24 protein-coding genes are annotated in these 24,932 nt (G+C 24.8%); 15 read left to right on the top strand and 9 right to left on the bottom strand.

The window, feature by feature from the left end; genetic code table 4:
- Positions 1 to 77 precede the first annotated feature (77 nt).
- Positions 78 to 1,013 carry a TM1812 family CRISPR-associated protein gene (locus tag ACXX88_RS01570; RefSeq protein WP_458559385.1) on the bottom strand — a complete coding sequence of 312 codons (936 nt, stop codon included), beginning with the start codon at positions 1,011 to 1,013 and terminating at the stop codon, positions 78 to 80.
- Between the two features lie 56 nt (positions 1,014 to 1,069).
- Positions 1,070 to 2,206 (bottom strand): methionine adenosyltransferase, encoded by a 1,137-nt coding sequence (gene metK / locus ACXX88_RS01565; protein WP_458559384.1) that lies wholly within the window; start codon positions 2,204 to 2,206, stop codon positions 1,070 to 1,072.
- A 1,225-nt stretch (positions 2,207 to 3,431) separates the two neighbouring features.
- Between metK and ACXX88_RS01560 the strand changes: the two genes are divergently transcribed.
- The 6 genes from ACXX88_RS01560 to ACXX88_RS01535 all read left to right on the top strand — a co-directional run bounded on the left by ACXX88_RS01560 (position 3,432) and on the right by ACXX88_RS01535 (position 9,555).
- Positions 3,432 to 4,463 (top strand): hypothetical protein, encoded by a 1,032-nt coding sequence (locus ACXX88_RS01560; RefSeq protein WP_458559383.1) that lies wholly within the window; start codon positions 3,432 to 3,434, stop codon positions 4,461 to 4,463.
- Between the two features lie 17 nt (positions 4,464 to 4,480).
- Positions 4,481 to 5,569, top strand: a complete 1,089-nt coding sequence (locus ACXX88_RS01555) for an SPFH domain-containing protein (RefSeq protein ID WP_458559382.1) — start codon at positions 4,481 to 4,483, stop codon at positions 5,567 to 5,569.
- Positions 5,553 to 5,969, top strand: coding sequence for a hypothetical protein (locus tag ACXX88_RS01550; protein ID WP_458559381.1), 417 nt, complete (start codon positions 5,553 to 5,555; stop codon positions 5,967 to 5,969). Before ACXX88_RS01555 ends, ACXX88_RS01550 begins: the two co-directional genes overlap by 17 nt.
- 310 nt (positions 5,970 to 6,279) lie before the next feature.
- Complete coding sequence (locus ACXX88_RS01545; protein ID WP_458559380.1) at positions 6,280 to 6,864, top strand: hypothetical protein; 585 nt, start codon at positions 6,280 to 6,282, stop codon at positions 6,862 to 6,864.
- A gap of 300 nt (positions 6,865 to 7,164) precedes the next feature.
- Positions 7,165 to 9,051: a hypothetical protein gene (locus ACXX88_RS01540; protein ID WP_458559379.1), complete on the top strand. Its 1,887-nt coding sequence runs from the start codon at positions 7,165 to 7,167 to the stop codon at positions 9,049 to 9,051.
- 51 nt (positions 9,052 to 9,102) lie between these two features.
- Positions 9,103 to 9,555: a hypothetical protein gene (locus ACXX88_RS01535; protein ID WP_458559378.1), complete on the top strand. Its 453-nt coding sequence runs from the start codon at positions 9,103 to 9,105 to the stop codon at positions 9,553 to 9,555.
- 805 nt (positions 9,556 to 10,360) lie between these two features.
- Here the strand turns inward: ACXX88_RS01535 and ACXX88_RS01530 are convergent.
- From ACXX88_RS01530 to mraZ, 7 genes are all read right to left on the bottom strand, one after another.
- Positions 10,361 to 11,884, bottom strand: a complete 1,524-nt coding sequence (locus ACXX88_RS01530; RefSeq protein WP_458559377.1) for a hypothetical protein — start codon at positions 11,882 to 11,884, stop codon at positions 10,361 to 10,363.
- 382 nt (positions 11,885 to 12,266) lie between these two features.
- Positions 12,267 to 12,947, bottom strand: a complete 681-nt coding sequence (locus ACXX88_RS01525) for a phosphorylase family protein (RefSeq protein WP_458559376.1) — start codon at positions 12,945 to 12,947, stop codon at positions 12,267 to 12,269.
- The gene (locus tag ACXX88_RS01520; RefSeq protein WP_458559375.1) at positions 12,922 to 14,001 is read right to left on the bottom strand and encodes a nicotinate-nucleotide adenylyltransferase; all 1,080 of its coding nucleotides are present in this window, start codon (positions 13,999 to 14,001) and stop codon (positions 12,922 to 12,924) included. The genes ACXX88_RS01525 and ACXX88_RS01520 overlap by 26 nt, the downstream gene beginning before the upstream one ends.
- A 114-nt stretch (positions 14,002 to 14,115) precedes the next feature.
- Positions 14,116 to 15,285, bottom strand: coding sequence for a cell division protein FtsZ (locus tag ACXX88_RS01515; RefSeq protein ID WP_458559374.1), 1,170 nt, complete (start codon positions 15,283 to 15,285; stop codon positions 14,116 to 14,118).
- Positions 15,278 to 16,504, bottom strand: coding sequence for a hypothetical protein (locus ACXX88_RS01510; protein WP_458559373.1), 1,227 nt, complete (start codon positions 16,502 to 16,504; stop codon positions 15,278 to 15,280). The genes ACXX88_RS01515 and ACXX88_RS01510 overlap by 8 nt, the downstream gene beginning before the upstream one ends.
- Before the next feature lie 3 nt (positions 16,505 to 16,507).
- Positions 16,508 to 17,410, bottom strand: a complete 903-nt coding sequence (gene rsmH / locus ACXX88_RS01505) for a 16S rRNA (cytosine(1402)-N(4))-methyltransferase RsmH (protein WP_458559372.1) — start codon at positions 17,408 to 17,410, stop codon at positions 16,508 to 16,510.
- The gene (mraZ, locus tag ACXX88_RS01500; RefSeq protein WP_436358366.1) at positions 17,410 to 17,850 is read right to left on the bottom strand and encodes a division/cell wall cluster transcriptional repressor MraZ; all 441 of its coding nucleotides are present in this window, start codon (positions 17,848 to 17,850) and stop codon (positions 17,410 to 17,412) included. The genes rsmH and mraZ overlap by 1 nt, the downstream gene beginning before the upstream one ends.
- Before the next feature lie 516 nt (positions 17,851 to 18,366).
- Between mraZ and ACXX88_RS01495 the strand changes: the two genes are divergently transcribed.
- Genes ACXX88_RS01495 through ACXX88_RS01455 form a run of 9 tightly spaced genes read left to right on the top strand, consistent with a single transcriptional unit; the run spans position 18,367 to position 24,902 of the window.
- On the top strand, positions 18,367 to 18,552 hold the full coding sequence (locus tag ACXX88_RS01495; protein WP_458559371.1) for a hypothetical protein: 186 nt from the start codon (positions 18,367 to 18,369) through the stop codon (positions 18,550 to 18,552).
- A 5-nt stretch (positions 18,553 to 18,557) separates the two neighbouring features.
- Positions 18,558 to 19,244 (top strand): F0F1 ATP synthase subunit A, encoded by a 687-nt coding sequence (locus ACXX88_RS01490; RefSeq protein ID WP_458557369.1) that lies wholly within the window; start codon positions 18,558 to 18,560, stop codon positions 19,242 to 19,244.
- A 23-nt stretch (positions 19,245 to 19,267) separates the two neighbouring features.
- Positions 19,268 to 19,552, top strand: a complete 285-nt coding sequence (atpE, locus tag ACXX88_RS01485; RefSeq protein ID WP_458557368.1) for an ATP synthase F0 subunit C — start codon at positions 19,268 to 19,270, stop codon at positions 19,550 to 19,552.
- A gap of 6 nt (positions 19,553 to 19,558) precedes the next feature.
- Positions 19,559 to 20,119 carry a F0F1 ATP synthase subunit B gene (atpF, locus tag ACXX88_RS01480; protein ID WP_458557367.1) on the top strand — a complete coding sequence of 187 codons (561 nt, stop codon included), beginning with the start codon at positions 19,559 to 19,561 and terminating at the stop codon, positions 20,117 to 20,119.
- Positions 20,120 to 20,121: 2 nt separating this feature from the next.
- Complete coding sequence (locus ACXX88_RS01475; protein WP_458557366.1) at positions 20,122 to 20,679, top strand: F0F1 ATP synthase subunit delta; 558 nt, start codon at positions 20,122 to 20,124, stop codon at positions 20,677 to 20,679.
- A 1-nt stretch (position 20,680) separates the two neighbouring features.
- Positions 20,681 to 22,243 (top strand): F0F1 ATP synthase subunit alpha, encoded by a 1,563-nt coding sequence (gene atpA, locus ACXX88_RS01470; RefSeq protein ID WP_458559370.1) that lies wholly within the window; start codon positions 20,681 to 20,683, stop codon positions 22,241 to 22,243.
- Positions 22,244 to 22,246: 3 nt separating this feature from the next.
- Positions 22,247 to 23,101: an ATP synthase F1 subunit gamma gene (atpG, locus tag ACXX88_RS01465; RefSeq protein WP_458559369.1), complete on the top strand. Its 855-nt coding sequence runs from the start codon at positions 22,247 to 22,249 to the stop codon at positions 23,099 to 23,101.
- Positions 23,102 to 23,120: 19 nt separating this feature from the next.
- On the top strand, positions 23,121 to 24,515 hold the full coding sequence (gene atpD / locus ACXX88_RS01460) for a F0F1 ATP synthase subunit beta (RefSeq protein WP_458559368.1): 1,395 nt from the start codon (positions 23,121 to 23,123) through the stop codon (positions 24,513 to 24,515).
- Between the two features lie 9 nt (positions 24,516 to 24,524).
- Entirely contained in the window at positions 24,525 to 24,902 is a 378-nt protein-coding gene (locus ACXX88_RS01455) for a hypothetical protein (protein WP_458559367.1), read from the top strand.
- The last annotated feature ends 30 nt before the right edge of the window (positions 24,903 to 24,932 follow it).

The following is a 24,932-nucleotide window of genomic DNA, read 5'->3' as shown; positions in this document are numbered from 1 at the left end:
GGATCCCTTATTTATGTCCGTTTTTTAGGCTTGGTATGGGGAACAAAGAAAACTCACTTTTAAAGTGAGTTTTTAAATTAAATAATAGACTTATAAATTTCATGTACTTTTTTAAATTTATTTTTAACCATATCTTCATTAATTCTCTTTTTTTCTTCAATAATCAATAAATCAAAAATATATGGTAATGCTGGAAAAAAATTTTCATCTATCCTATATAGAAATTTTATTTCCTTACTAATAATCAACTTAAAATTCTTTTTTTCTTTTAATTTTCCTTGAATAATTTCATTTATTTCTAATATAAAAAAATATTGAATGTTTTTAGAGTGGGCTAAAAAATTTCTTAATTTAGAAATGAAACTTAATATACTTAAAAATTCATCCACTTCTTCTGTTATATTAATAAGTTCTCTAACTAATTCCTTCTTTTTTTGTTCATCTAAAAATTTATTTTTTTTATTTAATATTTTTTCTAAGAGAAATTTTAAATTTCCTATAGTAAATTCTTCTATATTGATTCAAATATAATTAGATTTATTTAAAACTTTTTCCTTAAATTTATTAAAACTCTTAATATCTTCTTTAGAATTGTTAATAAAAGTTTTTTCTAAAAAAACAATTCATTCTTTTCCTGAAAATCCTGTATTCAACATCCATTTACCAATATTGTTTGCAAGAATAGTTTTTATTCTTCTTTCTATTTCTAACACAATGTTTAAGAAGAATTCAGAAAATTTTTTATTATTTTCATTATACTTTTTTAATTTATCATATGTAAATCATTTTTCATAAATATGTTCATTATTTATTTTATCCTTTTCATAAAAGAATTGAAAAAAGTTGAAAAATTTATTTTTTTCCTTTCACTTTCCTAATATATATTTTCAATCTAATAACTCATCTTTTTTGATTTTAGCAAAAACCATTTTAAAAGGAGTAAAGTAATTGATGTAATTATTATTTTTTAAATTTTTTAGTGCATCATGTCTTTCCTTAGGAAAAATTTTCATTTTTTTGTATTTATTAATCTGTCTAACTGCTCTTCAAAAGTAAGGTATTTTTTCATCTATCTCTTTTTAAGTATATTTTCTATTTCATTTACCTTGTTTAATCTTTCTCAAGGTAAATCTAAATCATTTCTTCCAAAGTGTCCAAATGAAGCAGTTTGTTGATAAATAGGTTGTTTAAGATTTAAATCATTAATAATTCCTGCTGGTGTTAAATTAAATGTTTTATCAATGATTTCTAAGATAAATTCATCACTATAATTAGATGTGTTGAAAGTATTAACATTAATGGAAATTGGTTTGCTTATACCGATGGCATAAGATAATTGAATTTCAATTTTTTTTGCTACTTTTGCGGCAACTAAATTTTTAGCCACTCATCTTGCTGCGTAGGCAGCACTTCTGTCTACTTTTGTATAATCTTTTCCACTAAAGGCTCCACCTCCATGTTTTGCAGCACCACCGTAGGTATCAACTATTATTTTTCTCCCTGTTAATCCAGCATCGCCAATAGGACCACCTATTGTAAATTTACCTGTAGGATTTATTAAGATTTTATAGTCATTATTTAAATTATACTTATTAGAAATAAATAGCATAATCTCTTCTTTTATAAAGGATTTAAAGGCATTTTCGTCATAATTAGCATCATGTTGAATTGACATAAGTATAGTATCAATTCTAATATTTTTTTCATCTGTATAATCAATAGTTACTTGACTTTTCATATCAGACTTTGCTCATTTAAATTTATGACTTACTCTTAACTCTTCTGCTCTTTTTACTAATGCATGAGCAAGTGTAATTGCTAAAGGCATAAATTCAGGTGTTTCATCGGTTGCATAACCAAACATAATACCTTGATCACCTGCTCCTATTTCTCCATCTTTTTTGTCAACTCCTTGGTTGATATCTGGACTTTGACTATTAACGTTAGAAACAATAGTAAAATCACTTTCACTATATCCTAACTTTTTAACTGTATTTCAAGCTACTTTAACAACGTCTACATAAGTCTTAGTTGTTATTTCGCCACCTATAATAATCAATCTATTAGAAGCCATAACTTCACATGCAACTCTTGCATCTGGATCTTTCTTTAAAATAGCATCTAAAACTCCATCACTAATTTGATCACATATTTTATCTGGATGTCCTTTTCCTACACTTTCACTTGTAAATAATTTTTTATACATATTTTTTTCTCCTTGTTGTTTATTTTTTTAAAAAAGAAAATTCTCTAATTTTCAAAAGAGAATTTTTGGAACATTAAAGATTTCTATACATGACAGATATTTAATATCCCAAGGGTTTCCACCTTGCATTGCAGGTTGGCTCACTTCAAAGTTCCCTTAAACTCAGTGACTCTTAATGTATTTTTTTACACTAAAATGATACAACATTTTTCCAAAAATAAAAAAAAATAATTTTTTTTGGCAAAAAGTTAAAAAAATGGTAAAATTTTAATGAAAAATAAACTTTTTGGCAAAATGAACCAATTTTTACCCCCCAAAAATTTAAGAAAAATAGGATTTTGCAAAAATTGAGTTATATTTTTCAAATATGCCTGTTTTTCCTATATATTTGGAAAAAATAGTTAATAAAAAGTAAACAAAATAGTAAAAATAATATTTCGTATAAAGTTTATTCTTTTTAACAAGAATCTTTCTTATTTTTTGTTTTGAGTTTCCTCAAAATTAAAGAAATAAAAATTTCAATTAATAATTTTCTCTCTGATTTTAAAGAGAGATTTTTTTATTTTTATTAAATTAAAATATTTGAGTTGTAGTTATAAAAATTGAAGTTAATGTAAAATTGTTTTTAAATGATTTAGTCTAGTTTTTATTCTTTATACTTCTTCTTTTCTACATAGTTGTAAAACGGTGCTTGTAAGTCTTGTAATAAATTTCAATATATTATTTTTATTTGTATATAAATAATTTAATATTCTTTGGTATTAGGAATTTTTACTAAATAGCTTAATTTAATTTTTTTTGATTTGTTATTCAAACTTTAATTTTGTAGTTACCTATATTATTTATTAAGTTTTTTATTAATATAAAATAAGAATTTTGAAAATCATATAGGATTCAACTATTTTGAATTAAAAGAAAAAAAATTGAGTTGATTTCAAAATTAAGTACTTCTAATTTTAATTACTAATATTATCTACTTATTTTGTTTTAATAAATTAAAAATTTTATTAATATATTTTGATTTATAATTAATCTTTTTGAAAATATTTATTTCTTAAATTTATTTTTTATTTATATTAAATAATTAAAAAATTTTGTATATTTACAAGAAAAATACAACTCTTTTTTTCTTTAAATTTAGTCTAAAAACAAAGAAAAATGGACTTTTTTACCAAAATCTTTGTTTTTTTTTTTTTTTGTATAATGCTTTATGAAAGGAGGTTTTATGAATAATAAAAAATCAATTATTTCTAAATTATTTTATTTATTGAAAGGTTATACATATTTTGAAGAAAGTTGAGAAAATGTTTTAACATCAGGAAAATTAGATGAAGTTGATATGAGTGAAGAGTGAACTTGAAAATGACATTTAGAAGGTTATAAAAATAAGAAAACAAATAAAATTAATGAATTTTCTCTTTCCTATGAATATGATTATAAACAATATCAAACTATTTCAAATTTAGTTCATCCTATTACTGTAAAATCAGAATCTAAATCTGAACCAAAATATTTTTATAATTCCGATGTCAATACTTTAGAAGAAATTTATAAATTAGCAGGAAATGAATCTGTATTAGAGTGTTTTAAAAATCCAACATTAAAAGACAAATCTTTAGATGAATGATTAAATTTTGATGCTAAATTTAAAAATTATACATTCAATCCATTTTCTTTAGAAAATATAATCTATGTTGCTTTTAATGAAAAAGAAGTAATATTTAAAAAATATCTAATTAGAAAAATTGTTGAAAAAATTGCAATTGAATTCTTCAATAATGCAAAAGAAAATGTTAAAAGAAGCAAATCTTTAGAACAAGCTGAAATTTTGGATTTTAAAATTTATAAAACCAAGATAATAGAAAAATTAAAAGATTATTCTTTGGTTGAAATTTCAGAAAAAACAATTGAAACTTGTTGAAATGAAATTATTAAATTAAAAATAAAAGAATATGAAAAAGAAGCATATACAAATTCAGAAAAAGTATTAATATTTTCAAATTCATCAGCTTTTGAATTGGCACTTAAAAATCACAATCCTTACTATCAAGCAGGAGAATTTATACTTTTACAAGATGCTGATGAAGAGAATAGTAATCCAAATCCAAAATATGGAAGCATAAAAATTAGCGGGCAAGAAAAGAAAGTCCTTGCAGCACAAGGACAAGGTTTTCTTGAAGCAGGTACTATGGTTAATATTCAAAGAGAAAAGCATGGAATCTTTTATGTGACTAAAGTTAAAAAAATAAAAAATTAAGAAAGGATATTTAAAAAATGATATATATAATTATATCTGTTATTGTTGCAGTTATCGTAATAGGTGCTGGTGTTTGATTCTTTTTAAAGAAAAAGAAAGAAAAAGAAGCACAAAGAAAAAAAGCGGCTTTTGAAAGAAAAAAATCAGAATTAAAAACTAAAATAGAAACTCTAAAATCTCCTGATAAAGAAAATAATTTAGCAAAACTTAATTCTATGCAAGTTGAAAATAATACAATTAAGGATTTAGAGACTTTCAGTACAGAAATCGATAATTTAATAGCTAAAATGCTTTTAGAAGAAAAAGAAAGACAAGAAAGAGAAAGACAAAAAAGAAGAATCGATCTTGCTGAAAATGAGTTTACTGTTATTGAAAACAAAAATACAAAAATCATTACCCAATTTTTAAAAACTCCTGGAACATATTACTGAGAAGAAGATGAACAAATTAAAACTTCTTTATTTGAAAACGAAGGAGCAAGCAAAGCAACTTTTGGTTTAGACGAAACTCCAATGAGATTTGATATTAACAAATTGTTTACCAAAGATAACAAAAGATTAAATATTGAATTAGTATTAATGTGAAAGGTTTTAGAACCAGAATTATTTTATAGACAAAAAGAAGCTCATAAGAAAAAATTAGAAATTGGTGTTAAAAACTCTATTTCAGATTTTATAAGAAGCAAAAATTGAGAAGAATTATCAGGTATAAACAATCAACTAAAATCTAATTTATTAAAAGAAATTGAATCAATTGTATCTAATACAGGTTTAGAAATAGTTAATTTAAATAATGATATTAATTTAGACGAAGATGATGTTAAAGCATTAAAAGAAATTAACACAGCAGAAGAAAAAAGTAAAATTAAAAAACTTGAAACAGAAGATGAATATTACAGATTAAAAAGATTAGCAGAAGCAGAAAGAGACTATATTGAAATTATAAAATCTGCAAATATTTCAGAAGAAGTATTAGTTTGAAAAGCCATTGATAAATTATCCGATTTAATCAAATCAAAAAACACTAATACTCTAGTTGTTTCTCCAAATTTAAAAGAAACAGCATTGGAAATAGTTAAAGGAGAAACTAGTGGAAATAAAAAATAAATGAAGGTTATTTCATTATGCAAGCTTGTTAATAATGGTTCTGCAATTTATTTTATTAACTATATTTTTTACTTTGTCTACAAGGAAAGTACCAATTCCAAAAGCATTAGAAATTTTTGTAATCGTATGAGTTAGTATATTTTTCACAATATCTACATTTTCAACAGTTTTATCAGTTGGAATTATGGTTAAGAAAGAAAAACCCTTAATTATTATTGTTTTAATTTTAATTAGTATATTATATAATTCATTAATGATCATTGCATGAAGATTACAACTAAATTCCACCATTTCTACATTAATTTCAATTATTTTGTTTTGTTCTGGTTTATTTTTATGAATTATTCCATTTTTAACCTTAGTTTACTTAATTTTTAAAGAAAGAAAATTAAATGTTTAAAAAAAATAAACAGAAAAAAGCTAGAAGTTGAGAAGAAGATTTTTGAGATTTTAAAAAAAGTATAAATTTTTTTAGAAATATAGTTATTATATGTTTGTTTTTATTATTTTTTAAATTTTTGGATATTTGAACAAGTTGGTTCTTTATTATGAAAAACCAAGCAACAATTAGTTTATGAATGGCTATGTTCATATTTTCAATATGATATTTTTTTACTAGTTATAAAACTTTAAAAAAACCTTTTTATATTTTTAGAATTATAACTCATATAGTGATTTTTAGTTTTTCTTTAAGTATGATTATTTTATATATGAATTATTTTGATAGGATTTCTAATGTTAATCCAATATTAATTTATTTACAAAGAATGTTAAATCTCTGAGGTGAATGATTATTTTGAATTTTAATGATTTTAATTCTTTTTCCTATATCTCTAATTAGTTATTTAAAACTTAAAAAGATTAAAAAAGATCATCCTGAATGAAAAAATTTAGGTAAAAGAAAAATTTCAGAAAAAACAGCAAATGGGATTGAAATAATAACTTTGGATGGGGTAAAATATTATAAACCAGAAGAGTTTGAGGAAGTATGAAAAGAATATAAAATTTTACCTAGTGACATCCAAGATTTAACAAAGGAAAGATTAATAAAAGTGCAAGAATTACTAACCAACAAAGAAACTATAATTGACGGAAATAAATTTAAAATTTTTGATATGAAAAATTCAGTCCTTCCAACTGAAGCTTTCGATTTCATAAGAAAAAGAATTCATTATAAATTAATGGACGTAAAGAAAAATATTGAAGATTATAAAGAAAAAAATCCAAGCATTAATCAAGAAAGAATGAGAGAAATTTTAATAGAATTACTTAAATGTATAGATCTTAGCGAATAATAAAATAAATTTTAATTATAAAATTAACAGGAATATATTTAAACAGAGCATAAATTTAAGACACCAATTTTATGCTCTGTTTAATTTGTATTTGTAGTTGTAATTTTAAAAGCATTATTTACTTGGACTTTTGATTATATAATTACATTTGGTACTAATACAATATTACTATTATTTAAGAGTTTTTCAATTATAGTAGAATCAATAGCATATAATCCCCGTAAAGATACAGTTTATGAAAATAGTGAACAGTGATGAATTAATTGAAAAAATTTAGTATTTAATGTTGGATATCTTACAGTGTTTATTTTCTTCCAATTACTATTTGTATTATTTAAAGATTCAGCAATTCAATTTCTATTTAGACAAAACTTTGCTTCTTCTATTAATAATTTATTTGTATTTGTAATTGGAATAGTATTTTTTGGAATTTCAATTGAAGTATATAATAAATGGGGTAACGACTTAGCTGCCAGATGAGATATAGAATTTTATGCTGAATTACCTCAACCATTTGAAAAAATTAAAGAAGCTATTGGTGGTGCTGTTAAACTTGCTGCCAAAGTAGGTGGTGTTGGAGCATTTCTTGGTAAAAACGCAAAAGGTAAATTTTTAGGAACTGGGTTAGGAGAGAAATATTTAAATAAAAAAGCAAGTGTTGTTTCAAAATATTCAGAGAAAATAAGAGATAGTGCTTTTGGGCAGTCAAAAATAGGTAAAAAACTATTATCTAATAAAAAATTAAATAACTGGGAAACCGCTATTAAAAATAAACAAGTTCGTCAAGGTAAAGGTGAATACACAACAGCTAAAACATATTCATCAAATAGAAAAACTGAAAATCAAAAAATATTTCAACAGGCAACACAAAAATTCTCTAGTGATAACATTAAAGCAAAAGTTAGAGAAAAATATAATGATTTTCATAATACTAACAAAGGTATCTACGATAGATTTAAAGAACAGTTTAATAAAGGTGTAGTTACTAAAAATACAGATGAAAAATTATTAACAAATAACCAATTACAATTAAATAATTTAAAACCAGATAATAAACCATTAATTGATAAACTAAATTCCCTACCTGCTAAATTCACTGAAACAACAAAAGAGGGTAATAATACAATCCAACCTAATACGATTCAAAAAGAAACAATCATTAAAGAAACTAAAAGCGATATTAAAGAAATTAAATCTGATGTTAAAGAAGTGAAAGTTGAAAAAATTAAAGAAACCGTTACAAATAACAAAGAAAGTATTAAAGAAACTGTTAATAAAGAACATATTAATATTCAAAAAGAAAATATTATTGATAAAGACACTCAAAAAGATAACAATATCAACACCATTAATACTAATAATACAAACGACATTAATAAACTTCAAGCAGACAATTCAACATCTAATAATAATGTATCAGATACTAATAAGGTAGAAAAAAATAGCGATGATAATATAAACAAAACAGAATCTAATAAAGTTGAAGAAACACCACAAGACATAGTAAAAGGAAACAAACCAGAAGAAAAAGTTAAATGAAAAGACAATAATAAAATTAAACTAGAATCAAAAATTGAAGATAACAATAAAACTAATGAAAGTAAAATAAAAACCAGAGATAATAGTGATAAAACTAACGACGATAAATTTGGAAGATTAATTATTAACTTCGAAAACATACCTAAAACAAGACAAGAAAATAAACCAGAAGAAAATAAACCAGAAGAAAATAATAAACCAGATTGAATAATTGATTTAGACAATACAACAAAAGAAAATAATATAGAGAATAATAAACCAGAAGAAAATTCTATAAATACTATAAATAATATTGAAAAAATTAATATTTCAGAAGACGTTACTGTTAAAAATAAAGATGTGCAAGATAAATTAAATAACAGCGACAATATAAATAATAAAAATGGTAAAACTAAAAAAACAAGTAAAAAATCTAATACTATAAAAAACGATAAAAATAACATTAAAAAACCGGTAGAAAAATTTAAGGAAACTAAACCAACAACTAAAAAACAAAAACCAAACTATGACTTAGGAATAAATTATTTAAATAACTCATTAAGCAAAGAAAAAATAGAAAAATCACTAGAAATAAATAAACCTAACAAAAATAATTATGATTTAAAACAATGAGTAAGAGATAATTTTAAAGAAAAGTCTAAAAAATAAAAAAAAATCGTAAAAAATAAATATAAAACATAAATAACAAAAGGAGAAACAATGACTTTCTGATTATATAAAAACGGAAATGAAGATGATTTTGAAAAATTTAAATCTGGTATTTATCACAAAATAGTTGAATGATTACAAGAAAAAAAGGTATTACCAAAAAACTGAGAAGACTTTAATGAAAAACATATGGATAACTTAATGGTATTATTTAGTGATTATGATTCACCCAAGGGAGTTTCTGAAAGAATAATTAAACCAGTTGAAGATGAACCTCATACAATAGGAATATTAATTGATAGAGATAAATTTGGAGAAATGTTTTATTGTAAGACAGAGGTAACTAACGTATGAAGTAACATTTCAGCCGAATTAGAAAACTTAATGAAAAATATAACTGATGAAACGTTAAAAGAAAAATTAAAACCATTTGACGATAAAGTTTCAGAGCAATTATCCTATTGATTAGATTATTTTGAAAATAGAAGGCAACTTGGAAAATAGTTGTTTTTTTATTACTTTAAATTATGTTAAAATCTAATATCATAAAATCTAAATACTGAGTATTATAAACAATGCACAAAACCAAAATGCCCCGCATTCAAAAAAAAAAACACTGTTATTTTCAACGGTAATTTCTGGATGGTATATTTATACTCCCAAAGTATTTTCGTTGATTATACCGAATGTATGGGCGTTACAGAGTAGGTTTTCATATAAGACGTAGTCTTTAATTTTTAAGGTAATATGTAAGTATTTTAGTTATAATACAGATTTGTTAATTAAAATTATACATAGCACCATTAATTAATAATAATTACACTGGCACCCAATATTAAAAAAAATACATTGCGTTTGATATGTAGTATTATTAAAAACTTATTATTTTCATTTGAAATTACACCATTTTATTATATGTTCAGTGCTTTTGTATGAATTAAAACATTTAAGCACCAGATGTTATAGTATTTATGGTGTATTTTTTATACTAATCTTATATTTTTCAGTTAATAGTTTAATTCATAACGCAATTTAAATAATAAAAATATTAATAAAGTAGTTCGTAAAGTATAAATTCTGTAAATTATTAATCAAAATGTCCTTTTTTTAGCGATATGAAAATAATAATTATTTCAATTAAAATAATGATATCAAAAAATTAAATTTCACATTAATTTTTTGATGAATTCAGCCTCTAAAAGGCTGAGTTTTTTTAACCCCCCCCGCCCCTTAATTGCAATTAAGGGGGGCACTCTTTTTCGCCAAAAAGAGCAAAAGGCACAAACAAGATTGCACCGACTTCGTCGCCTTATCTTGTATCCTTGGAATCATTATCGTATCACTGTTCCATTTTATTTAAAATTTTTTCATTTAAACTTATAAATTTTTGTAATAATTCAAATTCTTTGTAATCAAATTTTTCTTTATTGGTTGAAATTTTTTTGTCAATCATTTTATAAAAACTTTGTCCGCGGGTTTTAGTGTCTTTTATTATTTTTTCAATTTCTTTCTTTTCTAAAAGTTCAAAATCGTATTCTTTTTTGTTCTCTCTGCTAAATTCTTCATCCATCTCTTTTGTTGTTCATATTTCATTTCCAACTCTAATCTTTATATTTAAATCACTATCTAAAACAGCAACAAATTCTGTATTAGGAATTCCAAATGTTTTTTCAAAAGTATTTTTGTCTAATGTGTAATATTTCTTGTCGATTCTAAAACAATTTGCTGTGAATTTTCTTTTTATAGGAAGATAAATTTTTAATTGGTCTGGTTGTGCTTTTGTAAAAACATTATTTTTTGTCACTTTTTTCTTGAATTTCTCGTTATAAGAGTTTATAATATCATTGCGATTCGAATTTAAATCTTCTATGGATTTAAATTTTTTTTTGAAAAAATATAAAGGATAAAATTGTTGAGAACTTTTAAAAGATCTTTCTACGTTAGGTTTATGAGTGGCAATACTGCTTGAAAACACCTGTATACCCCTATTTTTCAACTCTTGAACCATATTTGTTTCAGGATTTATATAATTAAAAAATGTTGTTCTTTTATCAGTGATAATTAGTTTTGGAAAACCATATTTTTCAAAAAGCATTTCTAATAATTTCATATAACCTTTATTTGTTTCTTGTGTATCGGCATAAAAAGCAAGAAGTTTTCCTGAACTGGCATCTATTGCGTGATAAATAAAAATCTTTTGGTTAAGTGATTTAATAAAATATTCATAACAAGCGTCAATTTCAACAATTTCACCGAATTCTAAAGCATTTTTACTTATGATTTTTCTGTTATTATTTTGATCTCTTAATTCATTTTCTTTAGCAATTGCAAAAATATGATCAGAAATTTTTACTTTTATTTTTCCATTTTCAATCCCACTAATTCTTTTTTTAATGTCCGCCTTAGTTTTCCTTTTAGTATAAGGAGTCATTAAACATTGTTGGTTTGTTCTTCTTATCACAGTGGAATAAGAAGGTTTTTCTTTCATATTTTGTATTTCATCTTCATAGAAATATTTAAGTGGTATTCCAAGAGTTATCGCTCTTTCATTTATTATGTTTCTTAATTCATCATTATATTTAGTAATAAATTGATCAAAAAAATCATCTTTATATTTTTTAGAATAATCATTTCTTGCATTTTTATGTTTTACATAAATTGATTTACCAGTATTTTGTTTAATTAATTTTCTATGTCTAGTGACAGTTTTGACTGAGATATTTAATAAATTAGATAATTCTTTATTGGTTTTTTCTATGTTATTTCTAATAAAAGTTAGTTCTTTTGCTCTCTTTTTTTGTCACTTTGTTATTTCGATTTCTGTATTTTTCATCCCTATTCTCCTTTAGTAAATATTTTAATTATTATTATATATTACTAAGGAGGACATTTTGATTAATAAATACCCCGGGACATTTTGATTAATAATTTGCAAAATCGACCAAAAATCCCGCTTTTTCTAGTTTTGCTACAAAATAAATTCTGTGCTAATATTAAAAAATGATTAGTTTATTCAATAATAGAAAATAATAAAAATTATTTTATTTAAAGTAAAAATGATGATAAATATTAATTTTATTAAAAAACTCCATCGTAGACAGCAATGGAGTTTTCGTTTAATCTAATTTATTTAAATTAAACTTGGTTGTGAAAAATTGTTTTTACATTATTATTATAATACGCTTTTCTTAATACATAAATATTATTAAGAAAAATTAATTTTCAATTATATTGCTAATTAAAAATAAAAAGGCTTTTTTTGATGATTCTTTTATTCTAAAATTAATATCTAGTTTATTATCTACATCTTGCGAAATTTTGTCGGAAATTGCTTTTACACTAAAAAAATTAATTTTATTTTGAGAACAAACTTGAGCGATAGCAAAACTTTCCATATCGAAAATTTCACATTTTGTTTTTTTGTAGAATTCTAGAGCTTTTTCTTTGGAATCAAGAAATGAATTTGAAGAACAGATATTGCTGTATTTTACTTTTTCTATTATTTTTATTTTATTTAAAAAATACTGTTTTTCCCCTGGTGTTTGTCCAAAATTGTATCAAGGAGTTTGCGTATCAATATTAAAAAATTTTTTTGGAATGACTATCTCAAAAATATTATGTTTTTTAGATATTGATCCAACTGCACCAAAATTATAAATATTTTCAATATTATTAAAAACAGAAAGCAATAAAGTAGTACTACTTGCAGCATTAATTAATCCAATACCAGAATATAAAACTACTAGAAAATTATTATTTTTTTCAAAAACTAAAAATTTTTTATTTAGTTTTTTAATAGTCTTTTTTAAGTTTCATCCTTCTTGAATAAGCAAATGCTCTTCTTCTGGATCGGCAATTATTAATGCGTTTTTAATCTTTGTTAAGTCAGTAATCATAAATATCTAATTGTTCTTTTGAAACTGTGGTTTTGTTTAAATTAAAATGTTTAATGTGCTCTACTACTTTTTTAAAAGCTAAATCAAAATTGCTAAAAGCTAAACTTCTAATAGTTTGGATTCCATCTCATTTTCTACCTTGACATAATTTATCTGCCATAAAAACAATCTTATCCAAAGTTGACATTTCATAATCAATAGAAGTGTGTACAGAAATAGCTCTAACTATTTCTGAATTTTGCACTTTATAATATTTATCTAATCATAAAGAAGTTGTAGTTTGGTGTAATTTATAGTCAGGAATTTGCTTTTCATCAATATCATTTTTTACTAAAAAATCTCTATGCATTTCTATTGTTCATCTTTTTGTTAAATCATGAACTAGTCCAGAAAATCAAGCTATTTTTGCATTATAATTTAAACTTTTTGCATACTCTGCAGCAAGCGATGCTGTTGCTCTACAATGTTTATTTAATTTGGCATCTGTAGTGTTATTTAAAATTTCTAAAATATAAAGAAAATTCTTTCCGATATATTCAATTGTTTGGTTAAATAAATTACTAAAATCCCCTAATTTAACTTCTGTTGAAGAAGCAGGAAAAATTTCGTTATTTAATAAAATACAATTAAATTTTTTTAAATTTTCCTTATTTAGTTTATTTTCCCTTTTAAAAATAACAATTTTCACTAATGAACTGATTTTTTCTATCTCTTTTCATTTGTGCAATTTATCCAAATTATCTGAACCTAAGATCAAAAATAATTCATCATTTGGAAATTTATTTTTAAAATAATTAACAGTGTCAATAGTGTAACTTACTCCTTTACGATTTATCTCAAATAAAGAAATTTCCGTATTTTCTGGTTTAACATCATTGATCATTTTTACACGATCATTTCAATCTTCATATTTACTTTTTGTTTTAAATGGACTTTTAAAAGCTGGAACAAAAAAGAATTTATCTAGAGATAAAATTTCTAGTGATTGTTCTGCTACCTTTATATGTCCTTTATGAATAGGATCAAACGATCCTCCAAATATACCAATTTTCATTTTTTAATTATAATAAAAAAAAGAAAAATTGAAGCGAAAAACTTCAATTTAACCAGTTTAAACTTGCTTTTAAAGGTTTTTAAAGTTAACATTGCAAACTTCTAAGACATCGTTTTACAAGTTGTTCTTTAAAAAACTAGGGAGTGATAATTCTGAATTATCTTCTTCCTCTTCATTAAAAGTTGTTGAATTTTCCAAAATACTATTATTTTGAAATAATGAACTATTAAAACTTTCATTATTGTTATATGTAGAATCACTATAAGTGTTTGTGTTTTGAGAATCTAAAGTTGACATAGAAGTAGTATTATTAATCAAATCTAAATTTTTATAATAGTTAGAACTTCTTTCTAAACCAGAAGCAACTAAGGAAATTTTCAGTGATTTATCACTATTATTTTTAGAAATTAATCCTTGAATAATATTAACATTTTCTCCTGTTGCATTTTTAATTAAATCAATAATTAAACTAATTTCTTGGAAAGTTACAGCTGAACCGCTAATATTAACGATAACATCTGTACATCCTGTAATTTCGTGTTCTAAAATGTTGGAAAAAATAACTTTTTGAGCTGCTTTTTCTGCTCTGTCTTTACCTGATGCGCTTGCATCATTCATTATTATTTCACCTTTGTTTTTAGTTACAAATAATAAATCGGCAAAATCGACATTTTGAACACCAACTTCATTAATTATTTCATTAATAATGTTTAATGTTTTTTCTAATATTGTATTAGAAAATTTAAGTGAATGTTCATTAGAAACTGAACCATAATTAGCAAGTAATTTTTGATTAGAGACAATAATTAGTCCATCAACTATTTTTTTGAGATCTTCAATTCCTTGAAGAGCATTATTTTTAATTCTTTCACCTTCATGTTCAAAAGGGGTTGTAACTACAGCAATAACTAAAGAAGCGGTTTTTTTAGCAATTTCTGCAACAACTTTAGATGCTCCAGTTCCTGTTCCTTTTCCCATTCCAGCAGCTATAATAACAATATCTGCATCTTTGATTCTATCTTCAATTTCTTGTTGACTTTCTAAGGCACATTCAAAACCGATTTTAGGGTTACTTCCTGCACCAAATCCTTTTCTTTTTTCGTAATCACCAAGGTAAATTACTTTATTTTCATCAAAATAACTCAAGGATTGTGCATCTGTATTTAATGCTATATATTCAACATTGGGTAAGTTGTATTCCATTAATGTTTTTATGGAATTATTTCCACAACCACCAATACCTAAAACTTTTATTTTTATGTTGTTTTTAAAAGTATTATGCATGTTTTATCCTTTTTGTTAATAATTTGTTTAAAAAATTTAAGAATTTATTACCTTTGAAAATTAATTCATCTGTTGAATAAGGTTGAGTATTAATTAAAAAGTGCTCACTTTTACTTAAATCAATATTATTATATGATTTTTCGATATATTTTATTCCTTCTAAAATTTCTTTTGCATCTTTGGAAATTAAAGGATGGAATTTAGAGTTAAAAATAATAATTTTTTTATTGATTTTTTGTTCAATTAAAGATAAAAATATAGTATTTTGTTCTTCTTTTTTATTTAGAAAAATTGCAAATTCACTGTAATTTTCTATGTTTTTGATTTCACTTACAACAAGTTCAGCAATTTTGTTATAATGTTTTTCTAACACAGTTTTAAATTCTAAAACAGTTAATTTATTTTTAATTAAACTAGTAGAGGGTTTGATTATGGATAAGCTATCTCCATATATATTAACTAGTTCATCTACTTGGTTTTTTTCTAAATTTAATTCTTTTGCAACTATTTTATTAATATCTGCAAAAGAAGAAGGAATATCTTTAATTTGTTTAATATGCCCTTGTTCTATAACTGAAATTTTAGTATTAGAACTATTTAAATTAATTATTATTTTTTTAGAATCTTGATTATTTAAATCTAGATTAATAAGTCTATCTAATGATATTAATTCAGTGAAAAATGATTCAATTTCTAAATTTAATTGTGAAAATAAATTATTTATTTCTTGATATAAATTGTTTTCTAAAAAAGTAAATGAATACTTAATTTCAATAGAATCAGCATTTTTTAATAAAGGTTTTTCATTGCCTTCATAAAATAATATACTGTTTTTATATATTTTGTATTCTTGTGGAATGATAGAAATAAAGGTATGATTAGAAATTAAATTGTTTTGTTTTGCTTTAGTTAAATTTCTATTTATTTCTTCACTTGTGATTGTTTTTTTATGGTTTAAAATTTCGGTTTTAACTCAATAAAGATTAGTTTTAAAAAGAAAATTGTCGCTCAAAGAAATAAAAATTTTTTTAACATTTGTTTTGATTTTTTTATTCAGAGACTGCATCGCATCTCTATAAAAATCAAAAACTTCTTTTTGTAATAAGTTTTTTTCATTAAAGATTAAAACTTTTTCATTTTTTATTTCTTCAAAAGCTAAGATTGCACATTCTTGTAATGATGTGTCAATTTTAGCAACAACCTTTATATTTCTTTTCATTTTTTACTCCACTAATCTTGTTAAAATACGTAATTTTGCACTTCTACTTCTTTTGTTTTGTTTTATTTCCTCATCAGAAGGTAAAATTGATTTTGCCATTCATTTTTTTTCTTGCATTATCGGAATCCGATAATCAACTTCATTTTCTGATATTAATTGTTTAAAAAATTTCTTTACTATTCGATCTTCGATTGAATGAAAGGAAATTATGAGTAATTTTCCATTAACTTTAAGAAAATCAATAGCATTTTCTAATAAAGTATTTAGAGATTCTAATTCGTTATTAACAGCAATTCTAATAGCTTGAAATACGGCTTTTGCAGGATTTTTCATTCTTACAACCTTAGCAGGTAATGATTTCCTGATTACTTCTACCAACTCTAAAGTTGTATTAATGGGTCTGCATTGAACTATAGCTTTCGCAACTCTTTGTGGGAGCATTACATCAGCGTTTTGTTTAAATATTTCTACTAATTCACTTTCTGAAAAATTATTGACAATATAATGAGCATCCAAAGTTTGACTTTGGTCCATTCTCATATCTAGACGATAATCCTTATTATAAGAAAAACCTCTGGAAGTTTCATCTAATTGTGGTGATGAAACTCCTAAATCTACTAATATGCCATCTACTTTATTTATATTAAGTTTTTCTAATTCGCTTTTGATATTTTTAAAATCACTATGAATTAAAGTGAAATTCTTAGATATTGAGCTGAGTTTTTGTTCACTTTTCTTAATTGCTTCAATATCCTTATCAAATGCATATAGATGACCATTTTTAAGTTTTTCTAAAATCTTAGATGAGTGTCCCGCTCTTCCGAGCGTTAAATCTAGATATATACCATTTTCATTAATTTCTAATTTTTCAATTACTTCTTTTAATAAAACTGGAAAATGTTCCATTATAATTCAACTCCACTTTCAAATAAAGTTTTTTGGAGCTCATCCATCTCTTCATCATCAAGGAATTTAGATTGCTGTTTTTCGTATTTTTCTTTTGGTCAGAGTTCTAATTTTTCTCCAACCCCAATTAAATACGCTTCTTTTTCGATAGAGCAAGTTTTTAATAATGTTTTTGGTAAGACAATTCTTCCAACTTTGTCGATAGTAACATCAGTTGTATTTCCAAAGAAAAATCTTGCAAATTCTCTAACTGCTTTATTTAAAGAGTTATTTTTTTTCAATTTTTCTTTGATTAAGTCAAATTCTTCTTTAGAACGAATTTCAATGACTTTATCTAAACCGATTGAAACATAAACATAATCACCTAATTTTTCTCTGAAATTAGAAGGGATTATGATTCTGTTCTTTTCGTCAATAGTTTTTAAATGACTTCCAAACATTACCACTCCTTACCACTATCTACCACATTATAATACTTTTTTTGAACTTTTTTATAAAAAAAGATAATTTTTTTTCATATTTTATTTTTGCCAAAAAAGATTTGAAATGATTTGAAAAAACTTTTTTTAGCAAAAAACACACTTTACAGTGTTTTTTTGTTATTTTTTTTTCTTTTTCATATAATTTGCTAAAAAATATATGCTTTTTTGCAAAAAAGAATAAAATTATAAGGACTTGAGAAATCTTGTCAAAATGGAGTTATATTGAAAGAAAAAATAAAAGAATTTTTGAACTTGATATTTTTATATATTTTTATATATTTAATAGTTTTTATAGTTTTTGTTATTTTTTCTATTTGAAATTATTCTCTGCTATTAGGATGAATTTTTTCATTTATTTCTGTGAATATAACTTTTTTTAGTAAAATTTTTACTTTAGAGTTACTAAAAAAGGTTAATATTAATACAAATAGCAAAAAAAAGAATTTTTTTTACACAATTGGAATAGTCTTTAGTTTGTTTTCATTAATATTTCATGTATTATTAATTATTGCTATTGTCTTTATTAATAAAGCATTTACAAATACAAATGACATACAAGTTATTTTATTTCCTATAAATTTAATAACTTATATTATTGGAAATTCACTTGTTTTACCAGTTGTTGTAATTAATTTAATTATTAAAAAAAATAAAGGATAAAAAGAATGGATAAATGATTAGAAAATTGAAATCAACCACAACTTTTTACTCTTTTTATATTAGTTTTTTTAGTTGTTGTAACATCATTGATTTTATACTTTCAAATTAAAAAAACAAAAAAAGATAAAGCACCTACAACGGTTGTTTATATAACTGAACAATACTTCGGTATTGTCGAATCAATTGTAGATGAAAGTGGTGTTAAAGGTAAATTGTCAACAAATATTAAACCTTATATATTTACTTTATTTACCTTTTTACTTTTTGGAAATCTACTTTCTTTATTTGGATTAGAACCAATAGGAAGTACATATTCCGTAACATTCACATTGGCTTTTGTATCCTGAAGTGGAATTTATGTCATAGGTATTACTATGCAAAAATGGAGATTTTTCAAAAAATTTCTTAATCCACTTGAAATAATTTCAATTCCTGCACCATTAATTTCTTTATCATTCAGGATGTTTGGTAATATAATTGGTGGTTCAACTATTTTGATTTTATTTTACGCAGGTACACAATTTGTATGATCATTATTGCCGATAGCTGGATTTAGCGTTTTTAACTTGCCAGCAGCAATATTCTTTGCGCCACTAATATTCTATTTTGATATTTTTGGTGTAGTAATTCAAGCATATGTCTTCACTTTACTAACTACAACTTATTGAAGTACAAATGCTGAAGTTGAATAATAATAAAATAAGGAGATTTTAAAATGACAAATGAAATTATCGAAATTGCTTCAAAATTAGATCCTAAGGTTTCAGCAAATTCTACAGGGATAGGTCTTGTTGCAATTGGAGCAGGTTTAGCTATGGTTGGAGCTCTTGGTGTTGGAGCTGGTCAAGGATTTGCAGCAGGTAAAGCTGCTGAAGCTGTAGGGAGAAACCCAGAAGCAGAGAAAAAAATCAACAAATTAATGATTATTGGTGCTGCTATTGCTGAAACTTCTTCAATTTATGCACTTGTTATTGCAATACTTTTAATTTTTGTTTATTAGATTAAAATGGATCAATTAATTTTAAAACAATTCAGTTCAGATGGAAAAGTTGATGCAAGTGAAGATATTTCCAATCTATTTAAAAATATTTTTCCAAACCCTTGAGTAATTCTTGCAACTGTTATTGCCTTCTTAATTGTATTCTTTTCTTTATTTTTCTTTGTTCATAAACCTATTAAAAAGGTAATTGAAGAAAGAAGACAATTCATTCAAGATAACATCGATGAAAGTGTCAAAAATAAAGAAAAATCCATAGTTTTAGAAGAAAAAAGAAATACAGAGCTTTGAGAAGCAAGAATTGCAGCAGCTGGTATCATTAACCAAGCTAAAATTGAGTCTGAAAAAATAGCAAATCAATATATTACTAATGCTAAAAGAGAAGCAAAAAGAATTATTGAAGATGGACACAAAAATATTTCACAGCAACAAAAGAAATTTGAAGAGGAATCTAGAGAAGAAATTATTACAGTTGCAACTAAATTAGCATCAAAAATTTTAGAAAAACACGTAAGTCACTACGAAGAAAAAGAACTTATTGATAAATTGCTTAATGAGGTTTATGAATAATTATGAATACAATAAGTAGTGAAAGAATTAATGGTTATGCACAAGCTATTTTTCAAATTGCACTTGAACAAAAAAAAGTTGATGTTTTTTACAAACAAACAGAAAAACTAAGCGAAATCTTTAAAAAAGAAGAAGATTTACTTCCATATTTAAAAAGTTTTGAGATTGAATTTGAACTAAAAGAAGAATTAATTGATGCTTCTTTTGCAAAAACTTATCAAGCAGAACTTGTAAATATGATTAAACTTTTAGTTCAAAATCACTTTATAAGTTCAATTAATTATATTTTTAATAAATTTGAAAAATATGCTCTTGACTATTTAAAACAGAAAAAAGGTGTTGTTTATTCAAGTCATAAGTTGAATAAAGAATATATGGACAAAATTATTGATTTTATTGAAACAAAAATCAATAAAAAAGTAATTTTAAAAAATGAAATTGATAAAAAACTAATTGCTGGTATCAAAATTATTATAGATGATTTAATTTTTGAAAATTCAATCAATTCTCAATTAAATCAAATAAAAGATCATATACTTAAAGGAAAGAGAGAAAAATAATATGCCATTAAAAACAAGTGATATTTCAGCATTAATAAAAGCACAAATTAAGTCATATGGCAAAAAAATCATTTCTGACGAAGTTGGAAAAGTAATTTCAGTTGGTGACGGAATCGCTCTTGTATCCGGACTAGAAAAGGTTGGTCTTGGGGAACTAGTTGAATTTCCTAATAACATTTATGGTATGGCTTTAAACATAGAAAGCGACTTTGTCGGAGTTGTTATCATGGGTAAAGAAAACCAAGTTGTTGAAGGCGATTTAGTTAAAAGAACTAAAAAAATCATTTCTGTTCCTGTAGGGGAACAAATGGTTGGAAGAGTTATAAATGCTCTTGGGGAACCTATTGACGGAAAAGGTGCAATTGATTTTAGCAAAAGAAGAGAAATCTTTGTTGAAGCGCCTGGAGTTATGAAAAGAAAAGAAGTTAATGAACCTTTAAAAACAGGTATATTAGCTATTGACTCAATGGTTCCAATTGGAAAAGGTCAACGTGAATTAATTATTGGTGACCGTCAAACAGGAAAAACTGCTGTTGCTATTGATGCAATTTTAAACCAAAAAGGACAAAATGTCCACTGTGTTTATGTAGCAATTGGACAAAAAAATTCCACAGTTGCACAAATTGTTAATAAACTTCAAAACAGTGGTGCAATGGAATATACAACAGTTGTTGTTGCTGGAGCTTCTGAACTTGCTCCTTTACAATATATTGCTCCTTACTCAGGAGTAACTATTGCCGAAGAGTGAATGTATAAAGGGAAAAATGTGCTAATTGTTTATGATGATTTATCAAAACACGCAGTTGCTTACCGTACACTTTCACTTCTTTTAAGAAGACCACCTGGTAGAGAAGCATATCCAGGAGATATCTTCTACCAACACTCATATTTACTTGAAAGAGCTGCTAAACTTAATCAAGAAAATGGTGGTGGTTCAATTACAGCACTACCTATTATAGAAACACAAGCAGGGGATATTTCAGCATATATTCCTACAAACGTTATTTCTATAACAGATGGTCAAATCTTTATGAAAGAGGCTTTATTTAACTCAGGACAAAAACCTGCTGTTGATGTTGGTTTCTCTGTTTCTAGGGTTGGTTCAAGTGCTCAAACTAAAGCTATGAAATTTGTTTCTTCTTCATTGAAATTACAATTAGCTCAATATAATGAATTAAAATCATTTGCTCAATTTGGTTCAGATTTAGATGAAACAACAAGAAGAATTTTAGATCACGGTTCTAAAGTTTATGAATTGTTAAAACAATGACAATATATTCATTTTGACCAAAACGATCAAGCCATTATTTTACTTTCTGTTAAAGATAAACTAATTAATCCTATTCCAAAAGAATACATTTTACAATATAGAGATGAATTAGTTAATTTTATAAACAGTGATACTAAAGCCTTAGAATTAAAGGCTGAATTGATTAAAGAAAGAGCATTTAACGACGAATTATTAGTTGAATTTAAAAAATTAATAAAAAGTTTTATTTTAGAATTCATCAACAAAATTCCTAACTATGATGCTTCTTTATATCCTGCAATGCCGGAGTTATAGAAAATGGCTTCTAATCAAAAAATAAAAACTAGAATTAATTTAATTTCAAATACAAGAAAAATAACTAAAGCAATGGAATTACTCTCCAGTGCTAAATTAAGAAGAATGAAAAATAATTTTCTTTCTATTCAAGAATATTCAAATTCTATTAAAAGCATTTTAAGTTCATTAGCACAAAAAACTAAAAATATAGGCGAAATTTTTAATTTAAATAAAGAAGCACCAAAATTATTTATTATCATTACCTCCGATTTAGGATTATGTGGTGGATATAACAGCAATATCTACAAATTAACTAAAAAGGAAATTGGCAAAAATGATAGACTAATAATTTTCGGAAATAAAGGAATTTCGCTTTTTAAAGACTTTGAAACTCAAATTATTCAAAAACATTCTAACTATGGTGATGACTTAAACTATTCACTAGTAAATAATGTTATCAACAAAATAAAAGAACTTTTAGAAACCAAATCAGTTTCAGAAGTAAATTTAGTTTATACCAAATTTATTAATAGCGTGCTTTACGAACCACTAATTAAAAAATTGTTACCACTAAATAATGATCAAAAAAGTGATTTTAATATTAGTGACAATGAAAATAATGTCTTAGTAGAATTTGAACCTAATCCAGAAATTATTTTAAAAAATCTTATCCCTTTATATATGGGATCTACAATTTACAATGCTTTAGCTGAATCTAAAATTTCCGAAATGTCTTCAAGAAGAACAGCTATGGAAAATGCATCAAATAATGCAGATGAAATTATTAACAATTTACAAATTGTCTTTAATAGAGCAAGACAGTCTTCTATTACTCAAGAAATTACTGAGATAATAGGTGGAACAACAACAAAATAATAAAGAAAGGAAGGAAACTATGGAAAAAAATATAGGTAAAATTGTTCAAATTTTAGGTCCAGTTATTGACGTAAAATTTGAATCAGGTAAACTTCCAGCTTTACTTAATGCTTTAGAAGTTAATCTTAATGCCAACAAAAAAATTATCCTTGAAGTTGAACAACACATCGGTGATGATGTAGTTAGAACTATCGCTATGGAAATGACTTATGGACTTTCTAAAGGACTTGAAGTTGTAGATACAGGAAAATCAATTCAAGTACCTGTAGGAAAAGAAATTCTTTCTAGAATGTTCAATGTGCTTGGTGAACCTATTGATGAATTAGGTTCAGTGGATGCAAAACTAAAAATGCCCATCCACGCTACTCCACCAACTTATGAAGATCAAAAATCAACTTCTGAAGTTTTAGTTACAGGAATTAAGGTTATCGATTTATTAATCCCTTATGTTAAAGGTGGAAAAATCGGTTTATTTGGTGGAGCTGGAGTTGGAAAAACAGTTCTTGTGCAAGAACTTATTAACAACATAGCTACTCAACATGGTGGTCTCTCTGTTTTTGCAGGAGTTGGAGAACGTTCAAGAGAAGGTAATGATCTCTATCACGAAATGAAAGCTGCAGGAGTTTTAGACAAAACAGCACTTGTTTTTGGTCAAATGAACGAACCTCCCGGAGCTAGAATGAGAGTTGCTTTAACAGGACTAACAATGGCTGAATATTTTAGAGATAAACTAAATCAAGATGTTCTTTTATTTATTGATAATATCTTTAGATTTACTCAAGCAGGTTCTGAAGTATCAACTTTACTTGGAAGAATCCCTTCAGCGGTTGGTTACCAACCAACTCTTGCTACAGAAATGGGACAATTGCAAGAAAGAATTACTTCTACAAGAAATGGTTCTATAACTTCAGTACAAGCAGTTTATGTACCTGCAGATGACTTAACTGACCCTGCACCTGCAACAACATTTGCTCACCTAGATGCTAAAACAGTTCTAGATAGAAACATTGCTGCTCTTGGTATTTATCCAGCAGTAGATCCCCTTGCTTCAGGTTCAAGAATGCTTGATCCTTTAGTAATTGGAGAAGAACATTATAGTGTTGCAAGAAAAGTACTTGAAATTTTACAAAAATTTAAAGAATTACAAGATATTATTGCTATTCTTGGTATGGATGAACTTTCAGAAGAAGATAAAAGAACTGTTTCAAGAGCAAGAAGAATTAGAAACTTCTTATCTCAACCTTTCTTTGTTGCTGAAAAATTTTCAGGTATTTCTGGTAAATTCTTACCATTAGAAGATACAATAAGAAGTTTTAAAGAAATTATAGAAGGTAAACACGATTCATTACCAGAAGAAGCATTTTTATATGTTGGTTCAATTGAAGAAGCAATTGAAAAAGCTAAAAAACTTTAATTTTTAATCATGAAAATAACTAAACTAAAAATAATTACTCCTAATGGTGTATTTTTAGAAAAAAATATCGAAATTATTACTTTAAAAACCACCGAAGGATATAAAGGATTGCAATATGGAATTCAACCTTTTGTTGCATCAATAGTTCCATCCAAAGCTTTTATCAAAAGCGAAAACAAAGAAGAAATAATTTATATTAAATCTGGAATTGTATATGCTCAAAAAGAATTAATAACTATTATTAGTGATTCAGTATCATATGATTCAAATATCATTGATATTAATGATGAATCTAATAAAACTCATGATACTAAAGCTAAAAGTTCAATAGAAGATGTACAAAAAGAAATTCAAATTAAAAAAGAAATAGAAAAAGCACAAAAATAGTCCTTAATTGGACTATTTTTTTAATCTTAA

Source organism: Mycoplasma sp. 5370, from assembly GCF_054343435.1.
Note: the sequence above shows the minus strand (reverse complement) of the source record. Positions and strands in the feature narration are given on the sequence as shown.